Raw genomic sequence first — 20,871 nt, 5'->3', positions numbered from 1 at the left:
TCCCACAGGACTTCACACCTCTCCTGTGGGAGCGGGTTTACCCGCGAAGAGGCCGCAGCAGGCAAAAGTAAATTGACTGCTCGGTCCCGGATGACTGCCATGCCTTGCAAGGTGTAGCCTTGGTCCCACCTTCGCTTTCGTTGTGACTGACAGGAGTTTCCCATGCAGCATTACGTAACGCCCGACCTGTGCGACGCCTACCCAGACCTCGTCCAGGTGCTCGAACCCATGTTCAGCAACTTCGGTGGCCGCGACTCGTTCGGCGGCCAGATCGTCACCATCAAGTGCTTCGAGGACAACTCGCTGGTCAAGGAGCAGGTCGAACTCGATGGCAAAGGCAAGGTGCTGGTGGTCGATGGCGGTGGTTCGCTGCGCCGTGCGCTGCTGGGCGACATGCTCGCCGAAAAGGCGGCGAAGAGCGGCTGGGAAGGCCTGGTGATCTACGGCTGCGTGCGCGACGTCGACGTGCTGGTGCAGACCGATGTGGGTGTGCAGGCCCTGGCCAGCCATCCCATGAAAACCGACAAACGCGGTATTGGCGACCTCAACGTCGCGGTGACCTTTGCCGGAGTCACCTTCCGCCCGGGCGAGTATGTGTACGCCGACAACAATGGCATAATCGTCTCGCCAAGCCCGCTGAAGATGCCCGAGTGACGCGCGGCGCGCGCTGATGGAGCTTTGATGTTCGAGGAAGACAACGCGCAGTGGGGGCTGGTGCATGCCCTGGTGCTCGATGGCAAAGGCGGCGCGCGTTCGATAGCCCGTACCGAGCTGGACGATTTGCAGCTGCAGCCGCTGGAGAGCCTGTGGCTGCATTGGGATCGTAGCCATCCGCAAACCCGCACCTGGCTGCTGCACGACAGTGGCCTGAGCGAGTTCGCCTGCGACCTGCTGCTGGAAGAGAACACCCGCCCGCGCCTGCTGCAGTTGGCCAACGAGCAGATGCTGCTGTTCCTGCGCGGGGTCAACCTCAACCCGGGTGCCGAGCCCGAGGACATGGTTTCGGTGCGCATTTTCGCCGAAGCGCGGCGGGTCATCTCGCTGCGTCTGCGGCCGCTGCGTGCCAGCGACGAGGTGCTTCAGCAGTTGGACGAGGGCAGGGGGCCGAAATCGGCGTCCGAGCTGTTGCTGCTGATGGGCGAGTTGCTCACCGAGAAGGTCCAGGCGCTGGTCAGCGACCTGTCCGAGGCGGTCGATCTCGAAGAAGAGAAGGTGGAAGCCGACGAACGGTATGCGCCTGAGCAAGGCAGCCTGCAGCAGATCCGTCGACGTGCCGCCGGCCTGCGCCGTTTCCTTGCACCGCAGCGGGATATCTACGCGCAGTTGTCGCGTAACAAATGCAGTTGGTTCGCCGACCCCGACAGCGACTACTGGAACGAGCTCAACAACAGCCTGATCCGTTATCTCGAAGAGCTGGAGCTGGCCCGCGAGCGCGCTGCCCTGGTGCTGGAAAGCGAGGATCGGCGCCGCAGCGAGCGGATGAACCGGACCATGTACCGCTTCGGCATCATTACCTGCATCTTCCTGCCCATGAGCTTCATCACCGGTTTGCTGGGCATCAATGTCGGCGGCATACCGGGCTCGAACAGCCCTTATGGTTTCCTGTTCGCCAGCCTGATCGTGCTTGGCCTGGCGGTGGGGCAGTGGCTGCTGTTTCGCAAGCTGCGGTGGGTCTAGATGGCGTGCGGCCTGTTCTGTTCTCATCCTGAAACATTCGTCCCACATCCCTGTGTGACCCATCGCTCGCAGCTCTCGTCTTTGACTGACACTGCGCGAGGTGCCCATGCACGATCCGTTTGAAGAATCCCTGCGTGACCTGCTCAAGGCGTCACCCTCCGGCCAGGAGCGCGACGACGCCGCCTGCCTGGGTCGCGTGCTCAAGACCGCCAACCGCCAGGTCGGCGTGGGCGATCTGTTCAGCCTGCTGGGCCGCTGGAGCCAGGCACTGATGATCGCTGTCAACAATGGCTCGGCGCATGTCGCGCCAGTGCGTCGCAATGCCACCCGCAACCCTGCCTCCGGCAGAAACGTAGATAAGGCCGATTGAATATGGAACTCGATCTCTGGACCCAGAGTCTGGTCACCGCCATGACTGCCCTTTGGACCAAGGTGGCGAACTTCATCCCCAACCTGTTCGGGGCGCTGGTGGTGGTGCTGCTTGGTTTCGTCGTGGCGAAGCTGCTCGACACGCTGCTGTCCAAGCTGCTGGCCAAACTTGGCCTGGATCGCTTGATGAGCGGTACCGGGCTGACCAAGATCCTTGCCCGGGCGGGGATCCAGGTGCCGATTTCGACGCTGGTCGGCAAGATCGTCTACTGGTTCGTGCTGTTGATCTTCCTGGTCTCTGCCGCGGAATCCCTGGGCCTGGAGCGGGTGTCGGCAACGCTCGACATGCTTGCCCTGTACCTGCCGAAGGTGTTCGGCGCGGCGTTGGTGCTGCTGGCCGGCGTGCTGCTGGCACAGCTGGTCAACGGCCTGGTGCGCGGCGCTGCCGAAGGCATTGGCCTGGAGTACGCCGCTGGTGTCGGGCGGATTGCCCAGGGCCTGGTGATCATCATCAGCATCTCGGTGGCGATCAGCCAGTTGGAGGTCAAGACCGACCTGCTGAACCATGTGATCGTCATCGGTTTGATAACCGTTGGTCTGGCAATTGCCTTGGCAATGGGCCTCGGCAGCCGTGAAATCGCCGGGCAGATTCTTGCTGGAATCTACGTGCGCGAACTCTATCAGGTCGGCCAGCAGGTGCGGATTGGAGAGGTCGAAGGGCATATCGAAGAAATCGGCACGGTCAAGACCACGCTGCTGACCGATGATGGCGAACTGGTGTCGCTGTCGAATCGCGAGCTGCTCGAGCAGCGCGTAAATAGCCGCTAACCGCACAAAAGCTGTTAATGTATGCCGCCGCGAAAATCGGCCCTTGGGGCTGAGCGGCGACATTGACCCGACTGTCGGCCAGATCCGCATTGAATAAAGTTCATTTGCCGCCCATGCGCTATGACCCCCGGGAGCTCACCGACGAGGAGTTGGTGGCGCGTTCGCATGAGGAGCTGTTTCACGTTACCCGCGCCTATGAGGAGCTCATGAGGCGCTACCAGCGCACGCTGTTCAATGTGTGTGCGCGGTATCTGGGGAACGACCGGGATGCTGACGATGTCTGTCAGGAGGTGATGCTCAAGGTGTTGTACGGGCTGAAGAACTTCGAGGGTAAATCCAAGTTCAAGACCTGGCTCTACAGCATCACCTACAACGAATGCATCACCCAGTACCGCAAGGAGCGTCGCAAGCGCAGGTTGATGGATGCCTTGAGCCTGGACCCTGTCGAAGAGGCGTCCGAGGACAAGGCTCCGAAACCGGAAGAGAAAGGCGGGCTGGATAAATGGCTGGTGCATGTGAACCCGATCGACCGGGAAATCCTGGTGCTGCGATTTGTCGCAGAGCTGGAATTCCAGGAGATCGCCGACATCATGCACATGGGCCTGAGCGCCACGAAAATGCGCTACAAACGCGCGTTAGACAAGCTTAGAGAGAAATTTGCTGGGCTCACTGAAACTTAGTGGCGTTCAAATATCTCTAACCAACCGGCAAGTTCTGCTAGACTTGCCGTCGAGTTGTCCCCCGGATGTTGGTGGGACTGCTTAACTATCACCAGATGGGGATTTAACGGATGAAATTGAAAAACACCTTGGGCTTGGCCATTGGTTCGCTTGTAGCCGCCACTTCGTTTGGCGCTCTGGCACAAGGTCAAGGCGCCGTTGAGGTTGAAGGCTTCTACAAGAAAGAATTCTTCGACAGCCAGCGCGACTTCAAGAACGACGGCAACCTGTTCGGCGGTTCGGTTGGTTACTTCCTGACCGACGACGTTGAACTGCGTCTGGGCTACGACGAAGTCCACAACGCCCGTGGCGAAGACGGCAAGAACATCAAGGGCTCGAACACCGCCCTGGACGCTCTGTACCACTTCAACAACCCGTACGACGCCATCCGTCCATACGTTTCGGCCGGTTTCTCCCACCAGTCGCTCGGCCAGACCGGCCGTGGTGGTCGTAACCAGTCCACCTTCGCCAACGTTGGCGCTGGCGCCAAGTGGTACATCACTGACATGTTCTACGCCCGTGCCGGCGTTGAAGCTCAGTACAACATCGACCAGGGCGACACCGAGTGGGCCCCGAGCGTTGGTATCGGCCTGAACTTCGGCGGTAGCCCGAAGCACGCCGAAGCCGCTCCAGCTCCAGTTGCTGAAGTCTGCTCCGACAGCGACAACGACGGCGTTTGCGACAACGTCGACAAGTGCCCTGACACCCCAGCCAACGTTACCGTTGACGCTGATGGCTGCCCGGCTGTTGCCGAAGTCGTTCGCGTTGAGCTGGACGTCAAGTTCGACTTCGACAAGTCGGTCGTCAAGCCTAACAGCTACGGCGACATCAAGAACCTGGCTGACTTCATGAAGCAGTACCCACAGACCACCACCACCGTGGAAGGTCACACTGACTCCGTCGGCCCAGACGCTTACAACCAGAAGCTGTCCGAGCGTCGTGCTGGCGCTGTCAAGCAGGTCCTGACCCAGCAGTACGGCATCGAATCCAGCCGTGTTGACTCGGTTGGCTACGGTGAGACCCGTCCGGTCGCCGACAACGCCACCGAAGCTGGCCGCGCCGTTAACCGTCGCGTAGAAGCTCAGGTAGAAGCCCAGGCCAAGTAATTGGTTTGAAGCTTCACGAAAAACCCGGCCTTGGCCGGGTTTTTCTTTGCCTGGGATTTTTGCGGCGTGTCAGCCCGCCAAGGCACGAAAACGCTCGATACCCGCCTGCACTGCCCCCACCACCTCACCGATTACCAGAATTGCCGGGCTGCGCAAGCCAAAGGCCAATGCGTCCTCCTCCAGCGCCGCCAGGTGGCTGCGGCACTCGCGCTGCTGCGCCAATGACGCATTCTCGATCATCGCCACCGGCGTGCCGGGCGCCATCCCGCCTTGCAGCAGGCCACGGCGAATCTGCTCCAGCCGCGCCACGCCCATGTACAGCACCAGGGTCGTGCCGCCCTGGGCCAGCGCTTGCCAGTTCAGTTCGCTGTCATCCTGGGTGTGCGCGGTCAACAGCGTCACGCCACGGCTGACACCGCGCAGCGTCAGCGGTATGTCGCACTGGGTGGCCCCGGCCAGCCCGGCGGTGATGCCGTTGACCACCTCTACCTCGATGCCGTGGCCGCGCAGCCACAGCGCCTCTTCGCCGGCGCGGCCGAAGATGCACGGGTCGCCGCCCTTGAGCCGCACCACGCAGCGCCCCTGGCGGGCATGGCGCAGCATTAGACGCTGGATGAAGGCCTGGGGCGTGGAGCGGCAACCGCCGCGCTTGCCCACGGCAATCACCCGTGCCTGTGGGCAGTGCGCCAGGATGGCCGGGTTGACCAGGTCGTCGATCATCACCACCTGGGCCTGGCCCAGCGCGCGGACAGCCTTGAGGGTGAGCAGTTCGGGGTCGCCAGGGCCGGCGCCAACCAACCAGACTTTCGCATTCATCGGGTGTTCCTCGTCGACAGGGGCCATTCAACCCTTGAGCAGGGCGAACAGCAGGATCAGGTTGAACAGCAAGGCCAGCAGCGCCAGGCTGCGCCAGACCTTCAGCGGCTCACGCTCCAACAGCGGGCGCGGGCGGTCGGGCAGCACCTGGCGGTCGCCGCGTTCGAGCAACAACAACCACTGCTCGGCGGTCTCGAAGCGTTGCGCAGGGTCAGCGGCCAGCCCTTGCTCCAGGTTGCGTTGCAACCAATCGGGCAGGTCGGGGCGGTAGCGGCCGGGGTTGACCGGTACGCTGAAGCGCGGGCGCTGGAACGCCTCGACTTCGCCGTAGGGGTAGTGGCCCGTCAGCAGGTAATAGAGCGTCACGCCCACGGCGTAGAGGTCCTGGCGCGGGCTCGGCGGTTGGCCATCGAACGCCTCTGGGGCGATGTAGGACGGTGTGCCGGGCAGGCTGTGCGGCTGGTCTTCGCAAAGGCCCGGGCAGTACGCCAGGCCAAAGTCCAGCAGGCGCAGTTGACCGTCGCTGCCCAGGTGTAGGTTCTCAGGCTTGATATCGCGGTGCAGCAGGTTGCGCCGATGCAGTACACCGACGGCCTGCAGTAACTGGCGCGCCATCTCCAGCCACTGGGGCAGGGGCAGCGGGCCGTGCTGCGCGAGCACTGCGGCCAGTGTCGTGCCGGGGTATTCGCGCATCAGGTAATACAGATGCTGGCGCTGGCCTGCCGGGTGCACCTCGGGGAAGTGGCGGCCGGCAACCCGGCGCAGGAACCATTCCTCCAGCAGCAGGGCCTGGGCGGCCCCCGCTTCATGATCACGGGCTTGCGGCAGGGTCTTGAGCAACCAGGCCTGGCCGTGTGTGTCCTGTACCCGGTACAGCAATGACTGCCGACTCTGCGCCAGCACCCCCTCGACCCGCCAGCCATCGATCATCTGCCCGCCACGCAACGGGCCGGGCAAGGGCCACTGCTGCAATTGGGCCAGGGTGTCGCCGAGGTTGGCGGGGCCCAGTGCGTCGACACTGACCAGCAGTGCGCTGGCGTTGTCCTGGCTGCCGCTGTGGTGGGCGGTGGCCACCAGGGTGTCGACGGCGTCCTGCAGGTCGGGGTGTTCGCGCAGGATGGCCTGGATTCGCTGGTCGCCCAGGCTGGCCCAGACACCGTCGCTGAGCAGCAGGAAGCGTTCGCCGTGGTGCAGTTCGCCGTCCAGGTAGTCGACCAGCAGGTGCTGGTCCAGCCCCAATGCGCGCTTGAGCACGTGCTGCATGCCGGGCTGGTCCCAGACATGGTCCTCGCTCAGGCAGTGCAACTGGCCCTCGTACCAGCGGTAGACGCGGCAGTCGCCGACGTGGGCGAGGGTGAAGCGCCGCCCGCGCAGTACCAGGGCACTGAGGGTGGTCAGCAGTGGCTGGCCGTTGCCCTGGGCGCGCAGCCAGCGGTTCTGGGCCAGCAACAGCCGATCCAGGGCCTGGGCCACGCCCCAGGTGGCGGGCGTGGCGTAGTAGTCCAGGGCCAGGGCCTGCAGGCTGGCGCGTGCCGCCAGGCCGCCATCGGCGCACTGGCTGACACCGTCGGCGAGGGCGAACAGATAGCCTTTGCTGGCGGCCAGCTCCGCTGCCGGTGTGACCAGGCGCAGGGCGTCCTGGTTCTCGGCGCGGGGCCCGGTGGCAGAGGCCTGGGCGAAGCTCAGTTGCAGGCTCATGGCGGCCACTCAGACCCGCGCCGCAGTGACTGCCGCCGAGCCCCAGGTGGTGCGCCAGCGCTGCTTGACGCCGTGCAGGCCGAACCAGGCGAGCAGGCCCAGGCTGGCGAACAGCCACAGGCCCATCTGGTAGTCGCCGGTGTGTTGCTTGACGGTGCCCAGGCCAGCAGCCAGCAGGAAACCACCGATGCCGCCGGCCATGCCGATCAGCCCGGTCATCACCCCGATCTCCTGGCGAAAGCGCTGCGGCACCAGTTGGAACACCGCGCCATTGCCGGCGCCCAGACCGAGCATGGCGCTGACGAACAGGGCCAGTGCCGCTGCGGCGCTGGGCAGGTTGAAGCCGACTGCGCCAATACACACCGCTGCCACGCTGTACATGCCCAGCAGGGTGCGGATGCCGCCGAAGCGGTCGGCCAGTGCACCGCCCAGCGGGCGCATCAGGCTGCCGGCGAACACGCAGGCCGCGGTGTAGTAGCCGGCGGTCACCGGGCTCAGGCCGTACTGGTCGCTGAAGTAGCCGGGCAGGGTGCTGGCCAGGCCGATGAAGCCGCCGAAGGTGACGCTGTAGAAGAACATGAACCACCAGCTGTCGCGGTCACCCAGCGCTTTGAGGTAATCGGCCATGGCCTTGGGCTTCGGCCGTTCGGGTGCGTTGCGGGCCAGCAGGGCGAACAGCACCAGGGTCAGCAACAGTGGCAGCAGGGCGAAACCGAACACGTTGTTCCAGCCGTAGGCCGCCGCCAGCACCGGCGCCAGCAGCGCGGCGAACACGGTGCCGGAGTTGCCGGCGCCGGCGATGCCCATGGCCTTGCCCTGGTGCTGGGGTGGGTACCACTGCGACGCCAGGGGCAGCGAAACGGCGAACGAGGCGCCGGCAACGCCGAGGAACACGCCCAGCAGCAGCACCTGCTCGAAGCTGTGCACGCCCAGGTGCCAGGCGCAGGCCAGGGCGACGATCACCACCACCTGGCCGATCAGGCCGGCGGTCTTGGGCGACAGGCGATCGACCAACAGGCCCATGGCAAAGCGCAGCAGCGCACCGGCAAGGATTGGCGTGGCGACCATCAGGCCGCGTTGCTGGGCGCTCAGTTGCAGGTCGGTGGCGATCTGCACCGCCATGGGGCCGAGCAGGTACCAGACCATGAAGCTCAGGTCGAAATACAGAAAGGCAGCGAACAGGGTGGGCACATGCCCGGATTTCCAGAAGCTCGTATTCATCGAACACCTCGTTCGGCGTGCAACACAGGGGCGGAAACGAAAAAGACGCCGCTGCCCGGTCCACTGGCGTGGAGGGGGAGCGACGTCTTTGTCGGGGTATGGGGGCAACCGCCGTTGGCTACCTGGGTTTGACTGAGCAAGAGGCGGGCCAATGTTGCCTGCCGGTTTTTACAGGGGGCGTGGGAGCAACTGTCTTGCTCGCCATTCAAATAACTGGGCGATCCCTGTGGGAGCGGCGGTTCGCCGCTGCGATTCACCCGCGAACACGGGCATAGCCCGTGCCAAGCACCGAGGTGTCATCTTCGCGGGTAAACCCGCTCCCACAGGCAGGGCTGGTCCTCAGCCCAGCATCTCCGACATGGCGATGATCTGTTCGGCCACCTGGATCAGCTTCTGCTGGCGGCTCATGGCCTGGCGTCGCATCAGGGTGTAGGCCTGCTCTTCGTTGCAGTCTTTCATCTTCATCAGCAAGCCCTTGGCCTGCTCGATGCGCTTGCGCTCGGCCAACTGCAGGTCGCGGGCCAGCAACTGGGCCTTGAGCGCCTGGTCGCTTTCGAAGCGGGCGATTGCCACGTCGAGGATCGGCTGCAGGCGCGCGGCATGGATGCCTTCGACGATGTAGGCGCTGACCCCGGCCTGGATCGCCTGGCGCATCACCCCAGGGTCGTGTTCGTCGGTAAACAGCACGATAGGGCGGGGCCGGTCGCGGCTGACCAGCACCACTTGCTCCATCACATCGCGGCCCGGTGACTCGGTATCGATCAGCACCACGTCGGGGTGCACCGTTTCGACGCAGGCCGGCAGGTCGATGGTCAGGCCAGGGGCTTCGATCACCTCGAAACCGGCCTCGACCAATGCGGCCTTGAGGCGGCCGACTTTCTTTTCGGTATCGTCGATCAGCAGGATGCGCAGCATGCTCGGCTCCTCACAGGCCAACGCGGGCGTCGGGCGCCGCGTCCAGGGCGTGCAGGTTGAAGCTGCGCGCGTAGCCGTATGGATCGCTGCCGTCCCAGCGGCTGCCGTCGATCAGCTGGCTGCTGCGCATCGGCAGGTCGGCGCAGGGCACGCCCAGTGCATCGGCGGCCTCACGGTACAGCGCCAGTTGCTGGACCTGACGCGCCACGGCGAGGTAGTCCGGGTCGTCGCGCAGGATGCCCCAGCGGCGGAACTGGGTCATGAACCACATGCCGTCGGACAGGTAGGGCAGGTTGGCCCGCCCCTGGTCGAACAGGCGCAGGGCATGGCGGTCTTGCCAGCGGTTGCCCAGGCCGTCCTGGTAATCGCCCAGCAGGCGTGGCTCGATGCTGCTGGCCGGGGTGTCCAGGTAGGCGCTGCCACTGAGCAGCTGAGCGGCGCCACGACGGTTCTCGGCGCTGCTTTCGATGAAGCGGCTGGCGGCGAGGATCGCCTTGATCAGGGCGCGTGCGCTGTTGGGGTATTGCTCGGCGAAACTGCGCGCGCAGGCCAGGACCTTTTCCGGGTGGTCCGGCCAGATCGACTGGCTGGTGGCGAGGGTGAAGCCCTGGCCCTGGGCGATGGCCTCGGCCGACCACGGCTCGCCGACACAAAAGCCATCGATGCGCCCGGCCTGCAGGTGGGCGACCATCTGTGCCGGCGGCACCACCACGCTGTTGACGTCATGCAAGGGGTGGATGCCCTGGCTGGCCAGCCAGTAATACAGCCACATGGCGTGGGTGCCGGTGGGGAAGGTCTGGGCGAAGGTCAGGCGCGCACCGCCCTGGTGCGCCAGCCGCGCCAGTGCCTCGGGGTTGGTCACGCCCTTGCGCTGCAAGGCCGCGGACAGGTTGATGGCCTGGGCGTTCTGGTTCAGCCCCATGAGCACCGCCATGTCGCTGGCCGGCCCGCCGCCCACGCCCAACTGCACGGCGTAGACCAGGCCGTACAGGCAGTGCGCGGCGTCCAGTTCGCCACTGACCAGCCTGTCGCGCAGCCCGGCCCAGGAGGCTTGGCGCTGCAGGTTGAGGGTAAGGCCCTGTTGCTGGGCGAAGCCCTGGGTGGCAGCGACCACCACCGAAGCACAATCACTCAGGGCCATGAATCCGATGTTCAGGCTGGGCTTTTCCGGTGCGTCGCTGCCGTTGACCCAGGCCTGTGGCGATGTCGGGGGAGCTGTATTCACGTGGATCCTCGGGCGTTCTGCGGGGGCTGCATGGGGTTGTTGAAGCAACCCATGTGCCATGGCCCTGTCGCCCCGGCGATGCGCTGGCTATAATCGCACCCCTCACACACCGCGAGTCCGCCCGCCCATGTATACCCTGGCCCGCCAGCTGCTGTTCAAGCTCTCCCCGGAAACCTCCCACGACCTGTCGCTGGACCTGATCGGTGCCGGTGGCCGCCTTGGCCTCAACGGCCTGCTGTGCAAGCAGCCGGCGGCGTTGCCGGTGAGCGTCATGGGCTTGAACTTCGCCAACCCGGTGGGCCTGGCCGCTGGCCTGGACAAGAACGGCGCGGCCATCGACGGTTTCGCCCAGCTGGGCTTCGGTTTCGTCGAAATCGGCACCATCACCCCGCGCCCGCAGCCGGGCAACCCCAAGCCACGCCTGTTCCGCCTGCCGGAAGCCACTGCGATCATCAACCGCATGGGCTTCAACAACATGGGCGTCGACCACCTGCTGGCGCGGGTGCGGGCCGCACGCTACACCGGCGTGCTGGGCATCAACATCGGCAAGAATTTCGACACCCCGGTCGAGCGGGCCCAGGACGATTACCTGATCTGCCTGGAAAAGGTCTACAACGACGCCAGCTACATCACCGTCAACGTCAGCTCGCCGAATACCCCGGGCCTGCGTTCGCTGCAGTTCGGTGATTCGCTCAAGCAGTTGCTCGATGCCCTGGCCGAGCGCCGTGAGCAGTTGGCGGTGAGCAACGGCAAGCGCGTGCCACTGGCGATCAAGATCGCCCCGGACATGAGCGATGAAGAAACCGCGCTGGTGGCTGCTGCGCTGATGGAGTCGGGGATGGACGCGGTGATCGCCACCAACACCACCCTGGGCCGCGAGGGTGTCGAAGGGCTGCCGTTCGGTGGCGAGGCGGGCGGCCTGTCGGGCGCGCCGGTGCTGGAAAAAAGCACCCATACAGTGAAAGTGCTGGCGGGTGAGCTGGGTGGCAAGCTGCCAATCATTGCCGCCGGCGGCATCACCGAAGGCCGTCACGCGGCTGAGAAGATCGCTGCCGGTGCAAGCCTGGTGCAGATCTACTCGGGCTTCATCTATAAGGGCCCGGCGCTGATCCGCGAGGCGGTGGATGCCATCGCGGCCATGCCTCGGCAATAAGCGGCCATAAAAAAGGGGCCCCGCATGGGGCCCCCTGGGCCGTAGCCCGCCGCCCGGATGGGGCGCGCATGGTAACTCGAATTCAGTGTCCTCGATCAGCCAACGGCGTGATTTTCGTTGAGTCTATGGATGCCAGCGGTGCCGGTCATGCCGTCCCAGTTATCGCCGCGTCCTTCGCGCCAGCCGTTGATCCAGGCTTGGCGTACGGAAGGTAGAGTAAATGGGCAAAGTTCGCGGGATTTGCCGGTGACCCCATACTGGTAGCCACGTGAAAATGCTCTTTCCAACGGATCACGCTTAAGTCTTCTCATAGGGTGTTGCCCTCACTTGTTGACTGTAATGTCCCGTCGGCCTCTACGAGGCCGGGCAGAATCGTTCTGCCGGTGTGCGCCCGCTGCCGGCGTGGCGGGCTGAAGGTGTCGCCCCGTTGCGAGGCGACCTGAGATCAGTTCTAACGAATGCGAGTCACAGTGTGAATGATCGTTTTGTCATAAGGACGTAACCTTTCCGAGGGTGAAAGGATAAGTAAATAAATGCGACTCAACCTTGTTTGCCGTTGGGCCCGCTATGATCAGGGTTTAGTCAGCTTTGACGTCAATTGGCCAGCGTGGCTGGTCGATGGCTTGTAATAATTGGTAATGCGACGAAGGGTCACATCTGGGCCCGCAGTGCGCGAATTTTCATACTGCTCGACGATCAAAGCCTTTTTCGCCACCCGGCGAGGGCAGGTTGCGTCGGGCGGCCAGGCCTGGCGAGACCGCTCGCGGGCCACCCGGGCGCCTGCTGAAAGGGCGTGCGGGAAAACCTCGGCAGGCCGATGCGTCGGCTGCCATCTACTTAGCCAAAGGCTCTGGATTAACCATGTCGGACCGTATCGAACTTTATCTCACCTGCCCCAAGGGCCTCGAAGGCCTGCTCGTCGAAGAGGCCCGGGAGCTGGGCCTGACCGAGGTGCGTGAGCACACCTCGGCCATCCGCGGCGAGGCCGACATGGAAACCGCCTACCGCCTGTGCCTCTGGTCGCGCCTGGCCAACCGCGTGCTGCTGGTGCTCAAGCGCTTCCCGATGAAGAACGCCGATGATCTCTATGACGGGGTCAACGCAGTGGATTGGGCCGACCACCTGGCAGCCGATGGCACCTTGGCGGTGGAGTTCAGCGGCCATGGCTCGGGCATCGACAACACCCACTTCGGCGCGCTGAAGGTCAAGGATGCGATCGTCGACAAGCTGCGCAACCGTGAAGGCCTGCGCCCGTCGGTGGAAAAGATCGACCCGGATGTGCGCGTGCACCTGCGCCTGGACCGTGGCGAGGCGATCCTCTCCCTGGACCTGTCCGGCCACAGCCTGCACCAGCGCGGCTACCGCCTGCAGCAAGGCGCGGCGCCGCTCAAGGAAAACCTGGCGGCGGCGGTGTTGATCCGCGCCGGCTGGCCGCGCATTGCCGCCCAGGGCGGCGCCCTGGCCGACCCGATGTGCGGTGTGGGCACCTTCCTGGTCGAGGCGGCCATGATCGCCGCCGACATGGCCCCCAACCTCAAGCGCGAGCGCTGGGGTTTCAGCGCCTGGCTCGGCCATGTGCCGGCGCTGTGGCGCAAGCTGCACGACGAAGCCCAGGCCCGTGCCCAGGCCGGCCTGGCCAGGCCGCCGCTGTGGATTCGCGGCTACGAGGCCGACCCGCGGCTGATCCAGCCAGGGCGCAACAACGTCGAACGCGCAGGCCTGGGTGACTGGGTGAAGATCTACCAGGGCGAGGTGGCCAGTTTCGAGCCGCGCCCGGACCAGAACCAGAAAGGCCTGGTGATCAGCAACCCGCCCTATGGCGAGCGGCTGGGTGATGAAGCCAGCCTGCTGTATCTCTACCAGAACCTTGGCGAGCGCCTGCGCCAGGCCTGCATGGGCTGGGAAGCGGCGGTGTTCACCGGCGCGCCGGAGCTGGGCAAGCGCATGGGTATCCGTAGCCACAAGCAGTACGCGTTCTGGAACGGCGCATTGCCTTGCAAACTGTTGCTGTTCAAGTTGCAGCCCGACCAGTTCGTCACCGGCGAGCGTCGCCAGGCCCAGGTTGAAGAGGGCCAGGAGCGTCGCCCGGCGCCGCAGGCCAGCGAGCCGGCGCGCCTGTCCGAAGGCGCGCAGATGTTCGCCAATCGCCTGCAGAAGAACTTCAAGCAGCTGGGCAAATGGGCCCGCCGTGAAAAAGTCGACTGCTACCGCGTCTACGATGCCGACATGCCCGAGTACGCCGTGGCGGTCGACCTGTACCACGACTGGGTGCATGTGCAGGAATACGCCGCGCCGCGCTCCATCGACCCGGACAAGGCCCAGGCGCGTCTGCTCGATGCCCTGGCGGCCATTCCCCAGGCGCTGGGTGTCGACCAGCAGCGCGTGGTGCTCAAGCGCCGCGAGCGCCAGAGCGGCACGCGCCAGTACGAGCGCCAAGCCACCGAAGGGCGCTTCCAGGAAGTCAGCGAAGGCGGCGTCAAGCTGCTGGTCAACCTCACCGACTACCTGGACACCGGCCTGTTCCTCGATCACCGCCCGATGCGCATGCGCATCCAGCGCGAGGCCGAAGGCAAGCGCTTCCTCAACCTGTTCTGCTACACCGCCACGGCCACCGTGCACGCGGCCAAGGGCGGCGCGCGCAGCACCACCAGCGTCGACCTGTCGAAAACCTACCTGGACTGGGCGCGGCGCAACCTGTCGCTGAACGGCTTCTCCGAGCGCAACCGCCTGGAGCAGGGCGATGTCATGGCCTGGCTGCAGGGCGCGACGGACAGCTACGATTTGATTTTCATCGACCCGCCGACCTTCTCCAACTCCAAGCGCATGGAAGGCGTGTTCGACGTGCAGCGTGACCATGTCGAGCTGCTGGACCTGGCCATGGCTCGCCTGGCGCCGGGCGGCGTGCTGTATTTCTCCAACAACTTCCGCAAGTTCCAGCTCGACGAGCACCTGGCGACGCGTTACGCGGTGGAGGAAATCAGCGCCCAGACCCTGGACCCGGATTTCGCCCGCAACAACCGCATCCACCGCGCCTGGCAACTGCGCCTGCGCTGAGACGACGAGGTACATTGCGTGACTGCTGGCCAGTGGCTATAAAGCACTTAAGGGTTAATACATTCGCAGGACGCTGATGTTGTAGAGAGTCCTTTATGGCGAATGCGGGTGTACCTGCGAAGTGGTTTGGCCTGTTCGGTGACGAGCTGTCGGCCTGGGGCGTGGCCCTGGCGGCGCTGGTCGCCGGCGGCCTGCTCACGGCTGCATTGGCCATTGCCACCCAGAGTTTCTACAAGCAGCAGTTGCGCCAACGCTTCGAACTGCTGGCCGGCGAGCGCTACAGCCGTATCGCCGAGCGTTTCCAGGAACAGGAGCAGCGCCTGGATGGCCTGCGCCGGTTCTTCGACTTCTCCAACGAAATCACCCCTCGCGAGTTCGACGGCTATGCCCGCCCGTTGCTGCACCGCACCCAGGCGTATTCCTGGGCGCCGCGGGTGGAAGCAGGGCAGCGTGAAGCCTTCGAGCAGCGCGCCAGCGGTTTGCTTGCGCAGCGCTACCAGATCCGTGACCAGGGTGCGCAAGGCGGCTGGCAGGCGGCCCCCGCGCGCGACCACTACTACCCGGTGCTGTACAACCAGGCCTCCAGCCAGCAAGGGCAGCCCTATGGCCTGGACCTGCTCGGCCAGCCGAAACGCGCGGCGACCCTGGCCAGGGCCATGGCCCCCGGCAGCATGGCGGTGTCCGAGCCGCTGGACATGCTCAGCGTCGATCCGGCCTACAGCCGTGGCCTGCTGATGGTGGCGCCGGTGTTCGCCGAATCGGTGCCGGCCGGTGGCCCGCCCAGCGGCTATGTTATGGCGCTGCTCAGCCTGCGTCAGTTGATCGTTGAGAGCTTGCCGACGGTGGCGGACGACAACCTGGTGGTACGGATCCTCGATCTGTCCACCGACGCTGGCCACGAGGTACTGTTCGATTCTGGCAACCAGGTGGCGCGCATGGCCCTGGCCAGCACTCACCTGCTGCACCTGGCCGATCACCACTACCAGCTCGATATCCGCCCCAGCGTGGGTTTCATGGCCGCCAACCGGTCGGCGGCGGTGCTGGTGGTCGGGCTGCTTGGCGGTTTGCTCAGCCTGTTGCTGGCGATCTTGCTTTACAGCCTGTTCAGCCAGCGCCAGCGTGCCCTTGACCTGGTGGCCCGGCGTACCACCGAGCTGCGCATCAGCGAGCAGTCGTTGCGTGAAACCCACAACCAGCTGCGCAGTGTGCTCGACGCCGCGACTCAGGTGGCTATCATCGCCACCAGCCTCAAGGGTGTGATCGGTACTTTCAATGCCGGTGCCGAACGCCTGCTTGGCTATTCGGCCGAGGAAGCGCTGGGCGTGCTCACCCTCGAGGACCTGGTGCAGCCCGAAGAGCTGCATCGTCGCGCCCATGCCCTGAGCCTGCGTTATGGGCGCGAGGTCGGCGCGGGCCAGGCGATGTTTGCCGAGACCGTGCAGGAAGGCGGCGCGGAGCCCGGCGAATGGACCCTGGTGCGCAAGGATGGCAGTCACCTGCTGGCCAACATGCTGGTGACCGCAGTGCTCGATGAGCAGGGGCTCTGGGTGGGCTACCTGGCGATCTGCATCGACGTCACCGAGCGGCGGCGAGTGCACGAGGCGCTGGCAGCGCGCGATCGATTACTGGAAAAGCTCAGTGCCGAGGTGCCCGGCGGCATCTACCAGTACCGCCTGGATGCCGACGGGCGCTCGTGTTTCCCCTATGCCAGCCAGGGCCTGCACGACATCTACGAAGTCGACCTGGCGCTGCTGCAGCAGGACGCCACGGTGGTGTTCGAGCGCATCCATCCTGACGATCTGGAGCGGGTGCGGCGTTCGGTGCGCTATTCCGCCGAGCACCTGACACCCTGGCGCGAGGAGTACCGGGTGTGCCTGCCGCGGGCCGGCCTGCGCTGGGTGCGCGGCGAGGCCACGCCGGAAATCGGCGACCACGGTTGCACCCTCTGGCATGGCTACCTGACCGATATCTCCGACCTTAAGCGGGTGGAGGAGGAACTGCGCGCGCTGTCGATCACCGATGCCCTCACCGGTATCCACAACCGCCGCTATTTCCAGGATCGCCTGCGCAATGAACTCGACCGTGCCCAGCGGGACGGGCTGGATCTGGCAGTGATCATGCTCGATATCGACCATTTCAAACGGATCAACGACCAGTTCGGCCATGCGGTGGGCGACCTGGTGCTGCGCAGCCTGTGCCGGCGGATCAGCCAGCGTTTGCGCCGCACCGATGTGTTCTGCCGGTTGGGCGGCGAGGAGTTCATGGTGCTGTGCCCGGGCAGCAATGCCGAGCAGGCACGCTTGCTGGCGCTGGAGTTGTGGCAGGGCGTGCGCAATGTGCCGATCGAAGGCGTCGGGCGAGTGACGGCGAGCTTTGGCGTGGCCGGATGGCGCGATGGCGAGGGCGCCGACGCACTGCTGTTGCGAGCGGATGCGGGCGTCTACGCCGCCAAGCAAGGGGGACGGGACAGGGTGGAGGCGGAGTTGCCATGACGGTTGTTGTTCGGCAGGGCAAAAGTCGATCGAAGACGATGTCGATCAGGTGTCCGTGATTGCGTACCACCGTTTGAGCTGCTGTTCGCTCAAGCATCGTGGCATTTCAGTTCTCTCGGCGTACACTGGCTTGAGTCTCAGATTGCGCAAACGCTTGGGCCCCTTGAATCTCTCTACCGGTTGCCCGCGCCCTATGGTCTTCTGCCCCGCCAAGGAACGCACCGACAAAGTTGAAGACAGCCCCTGTCACTCTGTTGGGCGTGAGTTGTTCTTTCGCTCTGTCGCTCCAGTCAGAAAAGGCGATCAAGAACTTCGACGAATTGCTTTGGTCAGACCCGGCAAGAACGATGTACTTGCTCGCCTTGCCTGGGGATAAAGCTTTGTTATCGTGGGTTGCCAAAGATCTGTTCACGGCTTTCAATCCCCGATTGAACATCGAATTAGGTACCACCTCGTTCTCAATTCTCTGCCTTGGAGCTGAAGACTCGCTCATAGGTGTGTCGCCTGGGCGGAACATCTGCATGACAACTTCACCCATCCCGGCAAAAAAACCTTGAGGCTGTTGCGCGGTAGAAATATCCAGGGGTGGGGGTTTGCTCTTACGCATGCGTCCGCTTGGATCGCTATGGTTGATCGGGTCCCGCTGACAATAGCTGTAGGTATTCAACCCTCCGCCGTCGAACGGGCTGAATCTGTCCGAGCTGAGAAAACACATCAATGACGGGTTATAAGCTCTGTGGCCGTTACCCAGCAGATAGTGTCCGGTCATGGGTTCTGCGTATTGGCCGTTAAAGCCCATCCGACCTCCGGTTGCTTGCAGGGCAGGCGAGAAACCGTAGGGCAAATAAGCCTTTGTTTGTTTACCCGATGCGCTGACGGCCATGAGCGGCGAGTGCAGCTCGTCGATTGCCAGAAGATGGATCACCGGTAAAGTTGCAAGTGGTGTGCGATCGGTGCGATTGGTTGGCATGATCATTTCCAATGACTGGGCGGCGACCTGTTTATGTTGGGCGGGCCCGGCTGAGCCAGCAACTGGCAAAATTGACAGGTGGTCGCGCTCAAGTCGGGGCGGGTGCAGGCCGGCGGTCGTGCCATGACCTGGCGCTGTCGCCAGGCCATGCACCTGATGCGCTACAGGAACACGAACTTGGCGATGAAGATCACGCTGAGCACCCACAGGCTCGGCGAAACCTCCTTCAGTTTGCCGGTGCCCGCCTTCAGCGCCACATAGCTGATGAAGCCCAGGGCGATGCCGTCAGCGACCGAGAAGGTCAGCGGCATCATGATCACCGTGACGATCGCCGGGATGCTGTCGGTGGCTTCGTCCCATTCGATATGCGCCATGCTGCCCATCATCAGCATCGCCACATAGATCAGCGCACCGGCGGTGGCATAGGCCGGGATCATGCCCGCCAGCGGCGCGAAGAACATCGCGGCGACGAACAGCAGGCCGACCACCACGGCCGTCAGGCCGGTGCGGCCACCGGCGGCGACGCCTGCGGCGCTCTCGACGTAGCTGGTGACCGGTGGCACGCCCACCGCGGCACCGAACACGCTGGAGGCGCTGTCGGCCTTCAGCGCCCGCGACAGGTTCTCGATGCGCCCGTCGGCCGCTACCAGGCCGGCACGCTGGGCGACGCCCATCAGGGTGCCGGCGGTGTCGAACATGTGCACGAACAGGAAGGCGAAGACCACGCTGATCATGCTGACGTTGAACACGCCTGCCACATCCATCGCCATCCAGGTCGGCGCCAGGCTCGGTGGCATCGACATCACTCCGCCGAACTTGACCAGCCCCAGGCCCCAGCCGGCCAGGGTGACGCTGATGATGCTGATGAGGATCGCACCGAACACCCGTTTGTAGCTGAGGATCGCGATCATCAGGAAGCACACGGCCGCCAGCAGCGGGCCGGGCTCATGCAGCGAGCCGAGCTTGATCAGGGTGGCCGGGCTGTCGACGACGATGCCTGCGGTTTTCAGGCCGATCAGCCCGAGGAACAATCCGACACCGGCCCCCATGGCATGGCGCAGGCTCACCGGGATGCTGTTGAGCAGCCACTCGCGCACCCGTGACAGGGTGAGGAACATGAACAGCACGCCCGAGATGAACACCGCACCCAGCGCGGCCTGCCAGGTGTAGCCCATGGTGCCGACCACGGTGTAGGTGAAGAAGGCGTTGAGGCCCATGCCGGGCGCCAGGCCCACCGGCCAGTTGGCGTACAGGCCCATCAGCAGGCAGCCCAGCGCTGCGGCGATGCAGGTGGCGACGAAGGCCGCCCCGTGATCGATGCCGGCGTCAGCCATGATGTTGGGGTTGACGAAGATGATGTAGGCCATGGTGATGAAGGTGGTCACCCCGGCTATCAGTTCGGTTCGGACGGTTGTGCCATGTCGCTTGAGTTTGAAAATCCGCTCCAGCCAACCCGTTTCGGGCGGCGCAGCGATATCCAGCGTAGGGGCTTCGGATTTGCGGCTTTCCACAGCGAGTACTCCTCAAGTCTTTCTTGTTGTTCGAAGCCTGGTCCTGAGCAATGCACTTGGGGGCTTCGCGAGGGGGTGTGGCAGACGTCCGACCATTTTGTTGACTTACGGGTCAGGAAGTTGCTCGCAGGATTATGCTTTTGTGTACAAAGAATGCAAATAATGTTTTATGTTTTGTGCGCACAAACTGCCGTACAACGGCTATATAGGTTAAAGGCCCCCTGCAGAAACGGGTCAGCCTGTGTACAATGGCGCCATACCTTGGTCCACCACCTACTTCCAGGACTTGCCCTCCACCCGCTGACAGGTAGTACAGTCACGGTCCGACTGGCAGATCCTTTGTGCTCGAGAGCCCATGAACGAACAGCTGCAACCTCTGAAAAAACCTGTGCGCACTGGCAAGGCCGGCCGCAGCGGTACCCAGGACGACATCGTCTACGCGCACATCTTCGAGGCGATCCTCGAGCAGCGCCTGGCGCCGGGCACCAAGTTGAGCGAGGAGGCACTGGGCGAGATCTTCGGCGTCAGCCGTACCATCATCCGCCGTGCGCTGTCGCGCCTGGCCCATGAAAGCGTGGTGCTGCTGCGCCCCAACCGCGGCGCGGTAGTGGCCAGCCCCACGGTGGAAGAAGCCCGCCAGGTGTTCTTCTCGCGGCGCATGGTCGAACGTGCCATCACCGAGCTGGCCGTGCAGCACGCCACCCTCGAGCAGCTCAACGAACTGCGCCAGATGGTGCGCGAGGAGCGTGACAGCTTCTCCCGTGGCGACCGTGGCGCCGGCATCCGTCTTTCCGGCGAATTCCACCTCAAGCTGGCCGAAGCCGCAGGCAATGCGCCGTTGGTGAGCTTCCAGCGCAGCCTGGTGTCGCAGACCTCGCTGATCATTGCCCAGTATGAAAGCGGCAACCGCTCGCACTGCTCGTACGACGAGCACATGCAACTGATCGACGCCATCGAGGCCCGTGACGCCCAGCAGGCGGTAAGCCTGATGATGCATCACATGGATCACATCGACAGCAAGCTCAACCTCGACGAGGAAAGCGCGTCGGACGACCTGCATGCAGTGTTCTCGCATCTGCTGAAAAAGCCCAAGGCCACCGCCAAGGGTTGATCGTTT

The 20,871-nt window shown here is 64.3% G+C and carries 18 protein-coding genes; 10 read left to right on the top strand and 8 right to left on the bottom strand.

What is annotated here, in order from left to right; genetic code table 11:
- The first annotated feature begins 162 nt into the window (after positions 1-162).
- From rraA to DM373_RS01310, 6 genes are all read left to right on the top strand, one after another.
- On the top strand, positions 163-654 hold the full coding sequence (gene rraA / locus DM373_RS01335; protein ID WP_110991835.1) for a ribonuclease E activity regulator RraA: 492 nt from the start codon (positions 163-165) through the stop codon (positions 652-654).
- A 27-nt stretch (positions 655-681) separates the two neighbouring features.
- Positions 682-1,677: a zinc transporter ZntB gene (locus DM373_RS01330; RefSeq protein WP_110991834.1), complete on the top strand. Its 996-nt coding sequence runs from the start codon at positions 682-684 to the stop codon at positions 1,675-1,677.
- A 106-nt stretch (positions 1,678-1,783) separates the two neighbouring features.
- Positions 1,784-2,047 carry a CrfX protein gene (locus DM373_RS01325; protein WP_110991833.1) on the top strand — a complete coding sequence of 88 codons (264 nt, stop codon included), beginning with the start codon at positions 1,784-1,786 and terminating at the stop codon, positions 2,045-2,047.
- Positions 2,048-2,049: 2 nt separating this feature from the next.
- Complete coding sequence (locus tag DM373_RS01320) at positions 2,050-2,874, top strand: mechanosensitive ion channel family protein (protein WP_110991832.1); 825 nt, start codon at positions 2,050-2,052, stop codon at positions 2,872-2,874.
- A 113-nt stretch (positions 2,875-2,987) separates the two neighbouring features.
- On the top strand, positions 2,988-3,554 hold the full coding sequence (gene sigX, locus DM373_RS01315; protein WP_110991831.1) for an RNA polymerase sigma factor SigX: 567 nt from the start codon (positions 2,988-2,990) through the stop codon (positions 3,552-3,554).
- Positions 3,555-3,664: 110 nt separating this feature from the next.
- Positions 3,665-4,699, top strand: a complete 1,035-nt coding sequence (locus tag DM373_RS01310) for an OmpA family protein (protein ID WP_110991830.1) — start codon at positions 3,665-3,667, stop codon at positions 4,697-4,699.
- 69 nt (positions 4,700-4,768) lie between these two features.
- Here the strand turns inward: DM373_RS01310 and cobA are convergent, their stop codons facing one another.
- The 5 genes from cobA to DM373_RS01280 form a co-directional block, all read right to left on the bottom strand.
- Entirely contained in the window at positions 4,769-5,515 is a 747-nt protein-coding gene (gene cobA / locus DM373_RS01305) for a uroporphyrinogen-III C-methyltransferase (RefSeq protein ID WP_110991829.1), read from the bottom strand.
- A gap of 27 nt (positions 5,516-5,542) precedes the next feature.
- Positions 5,543-7,213: a bifunctional protein-serine/threonine kinase/phosphatase gene (locus DM373_RS01300; protein ID WP_110991828.1), complete on the bottom strand. Its 1,671-nt coding sequence runs from the start codon at positions 7,211-7,213 to the stop codon at positions 5,543-5,545.
- Between the two features lie 9 nt (positions 7,214-7,222).
- Positions 7,223-8,434: a nitrate/nitrite transporter gene (locus tag DM373_RS01295; protein ID WP_110991827.1), complete on the bottom strand. Its 1,212-nt coding sequence runs from the start codon at positions 8,432-8,434 to the stop codon at positions 7,223-7,225.
- Positions 8,435-8,773: 339 nt separating this feature from the next.
- Positions 8,774-9,349, bottom strand: coding sequence for an ANTAR domain-containing response regulator (locus DM373_RS01285; RefSeq protein ID WP_110991825.1), 576 nt, complete (start codon positions 9,347-9,349; stop codon positions 8,774-8,776).
- A 10-nt stretch (positions 9,350-9,359) separates the two neighbouring features.
- On the bottom strand, positions 9,360-10,574 hold the full coding sequence (locus DM373_RS01280; protein ID WP_110991824.1) for a CmpA/NrtA family ABC transporter substrate-binding protein: 1,215 nt from the start codon (positions 10,572-10,574) through the stop codon (positions 9,360-9,362).
- A gap of 127 nt (positions 10,575-10,701) precedes the next feature.
- Here DM373_RS01280 and DM373_RS01275 point away from each other — a divergent pair, with 127 nt between their 5' ends.
- Entirely contained in the window at positions 10,702-11,727 is a 1,026-nt protein-coding gene (locus tag DM373_RS01275) for a quinone-dependent dihydroorotate dehydrogenase (protein WP_110991823.1), read from the top strand.
- A gap of 95 nt (positions 11,728-11,822) precedes the next feature.
- On the opposite strand, the gene rmf is transcribed toward DM373_RS01275, so the two are convergent.
- Positions 11,823-12,038 carry a ribosome modulation factor gene (gene rmf, locus DM373_RS01270; protein ID WP_023533691.1) on the bottom strand — a complete coding sequence of 72 codons (216 nt, stop codon included), beginning with the start codon at positions 12,036-12,038 and terminating at the stop codon, positions 11,823-11,825.
- Between the two features lie 550 nt (positions 12,039-12,588).
- Between rmf and rlmKL the strand changes: the two genes are divergently transcribed.
- Positions 12,589-14,781 (top strand): bifunctional 23S rRNA (guanine(2069)-N(7))-methyltransferase RlmK/23S rRNA (guanine(2445)-N(2))-methyltransferase RlmL, encoded by a 2,193-nt coding sequence (gene rlmKL / locus DM373_RS01265; protein WP_110991822.1) that lies wholly within the window; start codon positions 12,589-12,591, stop codon positions 14,779-14,781.
- Between the two features lie 95 nt (positions 14,782-14,876).
- Positions 14,877-17,273 carry a sensor domain-containing diguanylate cyclase gene (locus tag DM373_RS01260; RefSeq protein WP_110991821.1) on the top strand — a complete coding sequence of 799 codons (2,397 nt, stop codon included), beginning with the start codon at positions 14,877-14,879 and terminating at the stop codon, positions 17,271-17,273.
- 106 nt (positions 17,274-17,379) lie between these two features.
- Here DM373_RS01260 and DM373_RS01255 read toward each other — a convergent pair whose 3' ends face one another.
- Entirely contained in the window at positions 17,380-18,243 is an 864-nt protein-coding gene (locus tag DM373_RS01255; protein ID WP_244215023.1) for an RHS repeat-associated core domain-containing protein, read from the bottom strand.
- Positions 18,244-18,404: 161 nt separating this feature from the next.
- A complete protein-coding gene (locus DM373_RS01250; protein ID WP_110991819.1) occupies positions 18,405-19,754 on the bottom strand; it encodes an NCS2 family permease in 1,350 nt (449 codons plus the stop codon).
- A 355-nt stretch (positions 19,755-20,109) separates the two neighbouring features.
- Here DM373_RS01250 and DM373_RS01245 point away from each other — a divergent pair, with 355 nt between their 5' ends.
- The gene (locus DM373_RS01245; protein WP_110991818.1) at positions 20,110-20,865 is read left to right on the top strand and encodes a GntR family transcriptional regulator; all 756 of its coding nucleotides are present in this window, start codon (positions 20,110-20,112) and stop codon (positions 20,863-20,865) included.
- The last annotated feature ends 6 nt before the right edge of the window (positions 20,866-20,871 follow it).

Origin of the sequence: Pseudomonas sichuanensis, assembly GCF_003231305.1 — a bacterium.
GTDB classification, from domain to species: domain Bacteria; phylum Pseudomonadota; class Gammaproteobacteria; order Pseudomonadales; family Pseudomonadaceae; genus Aquipseudomonas; species Aquipseudomonas sichuanensis.
This window is presented reverse-complemented; position numbering and strand designations above follow the sequence as displayed.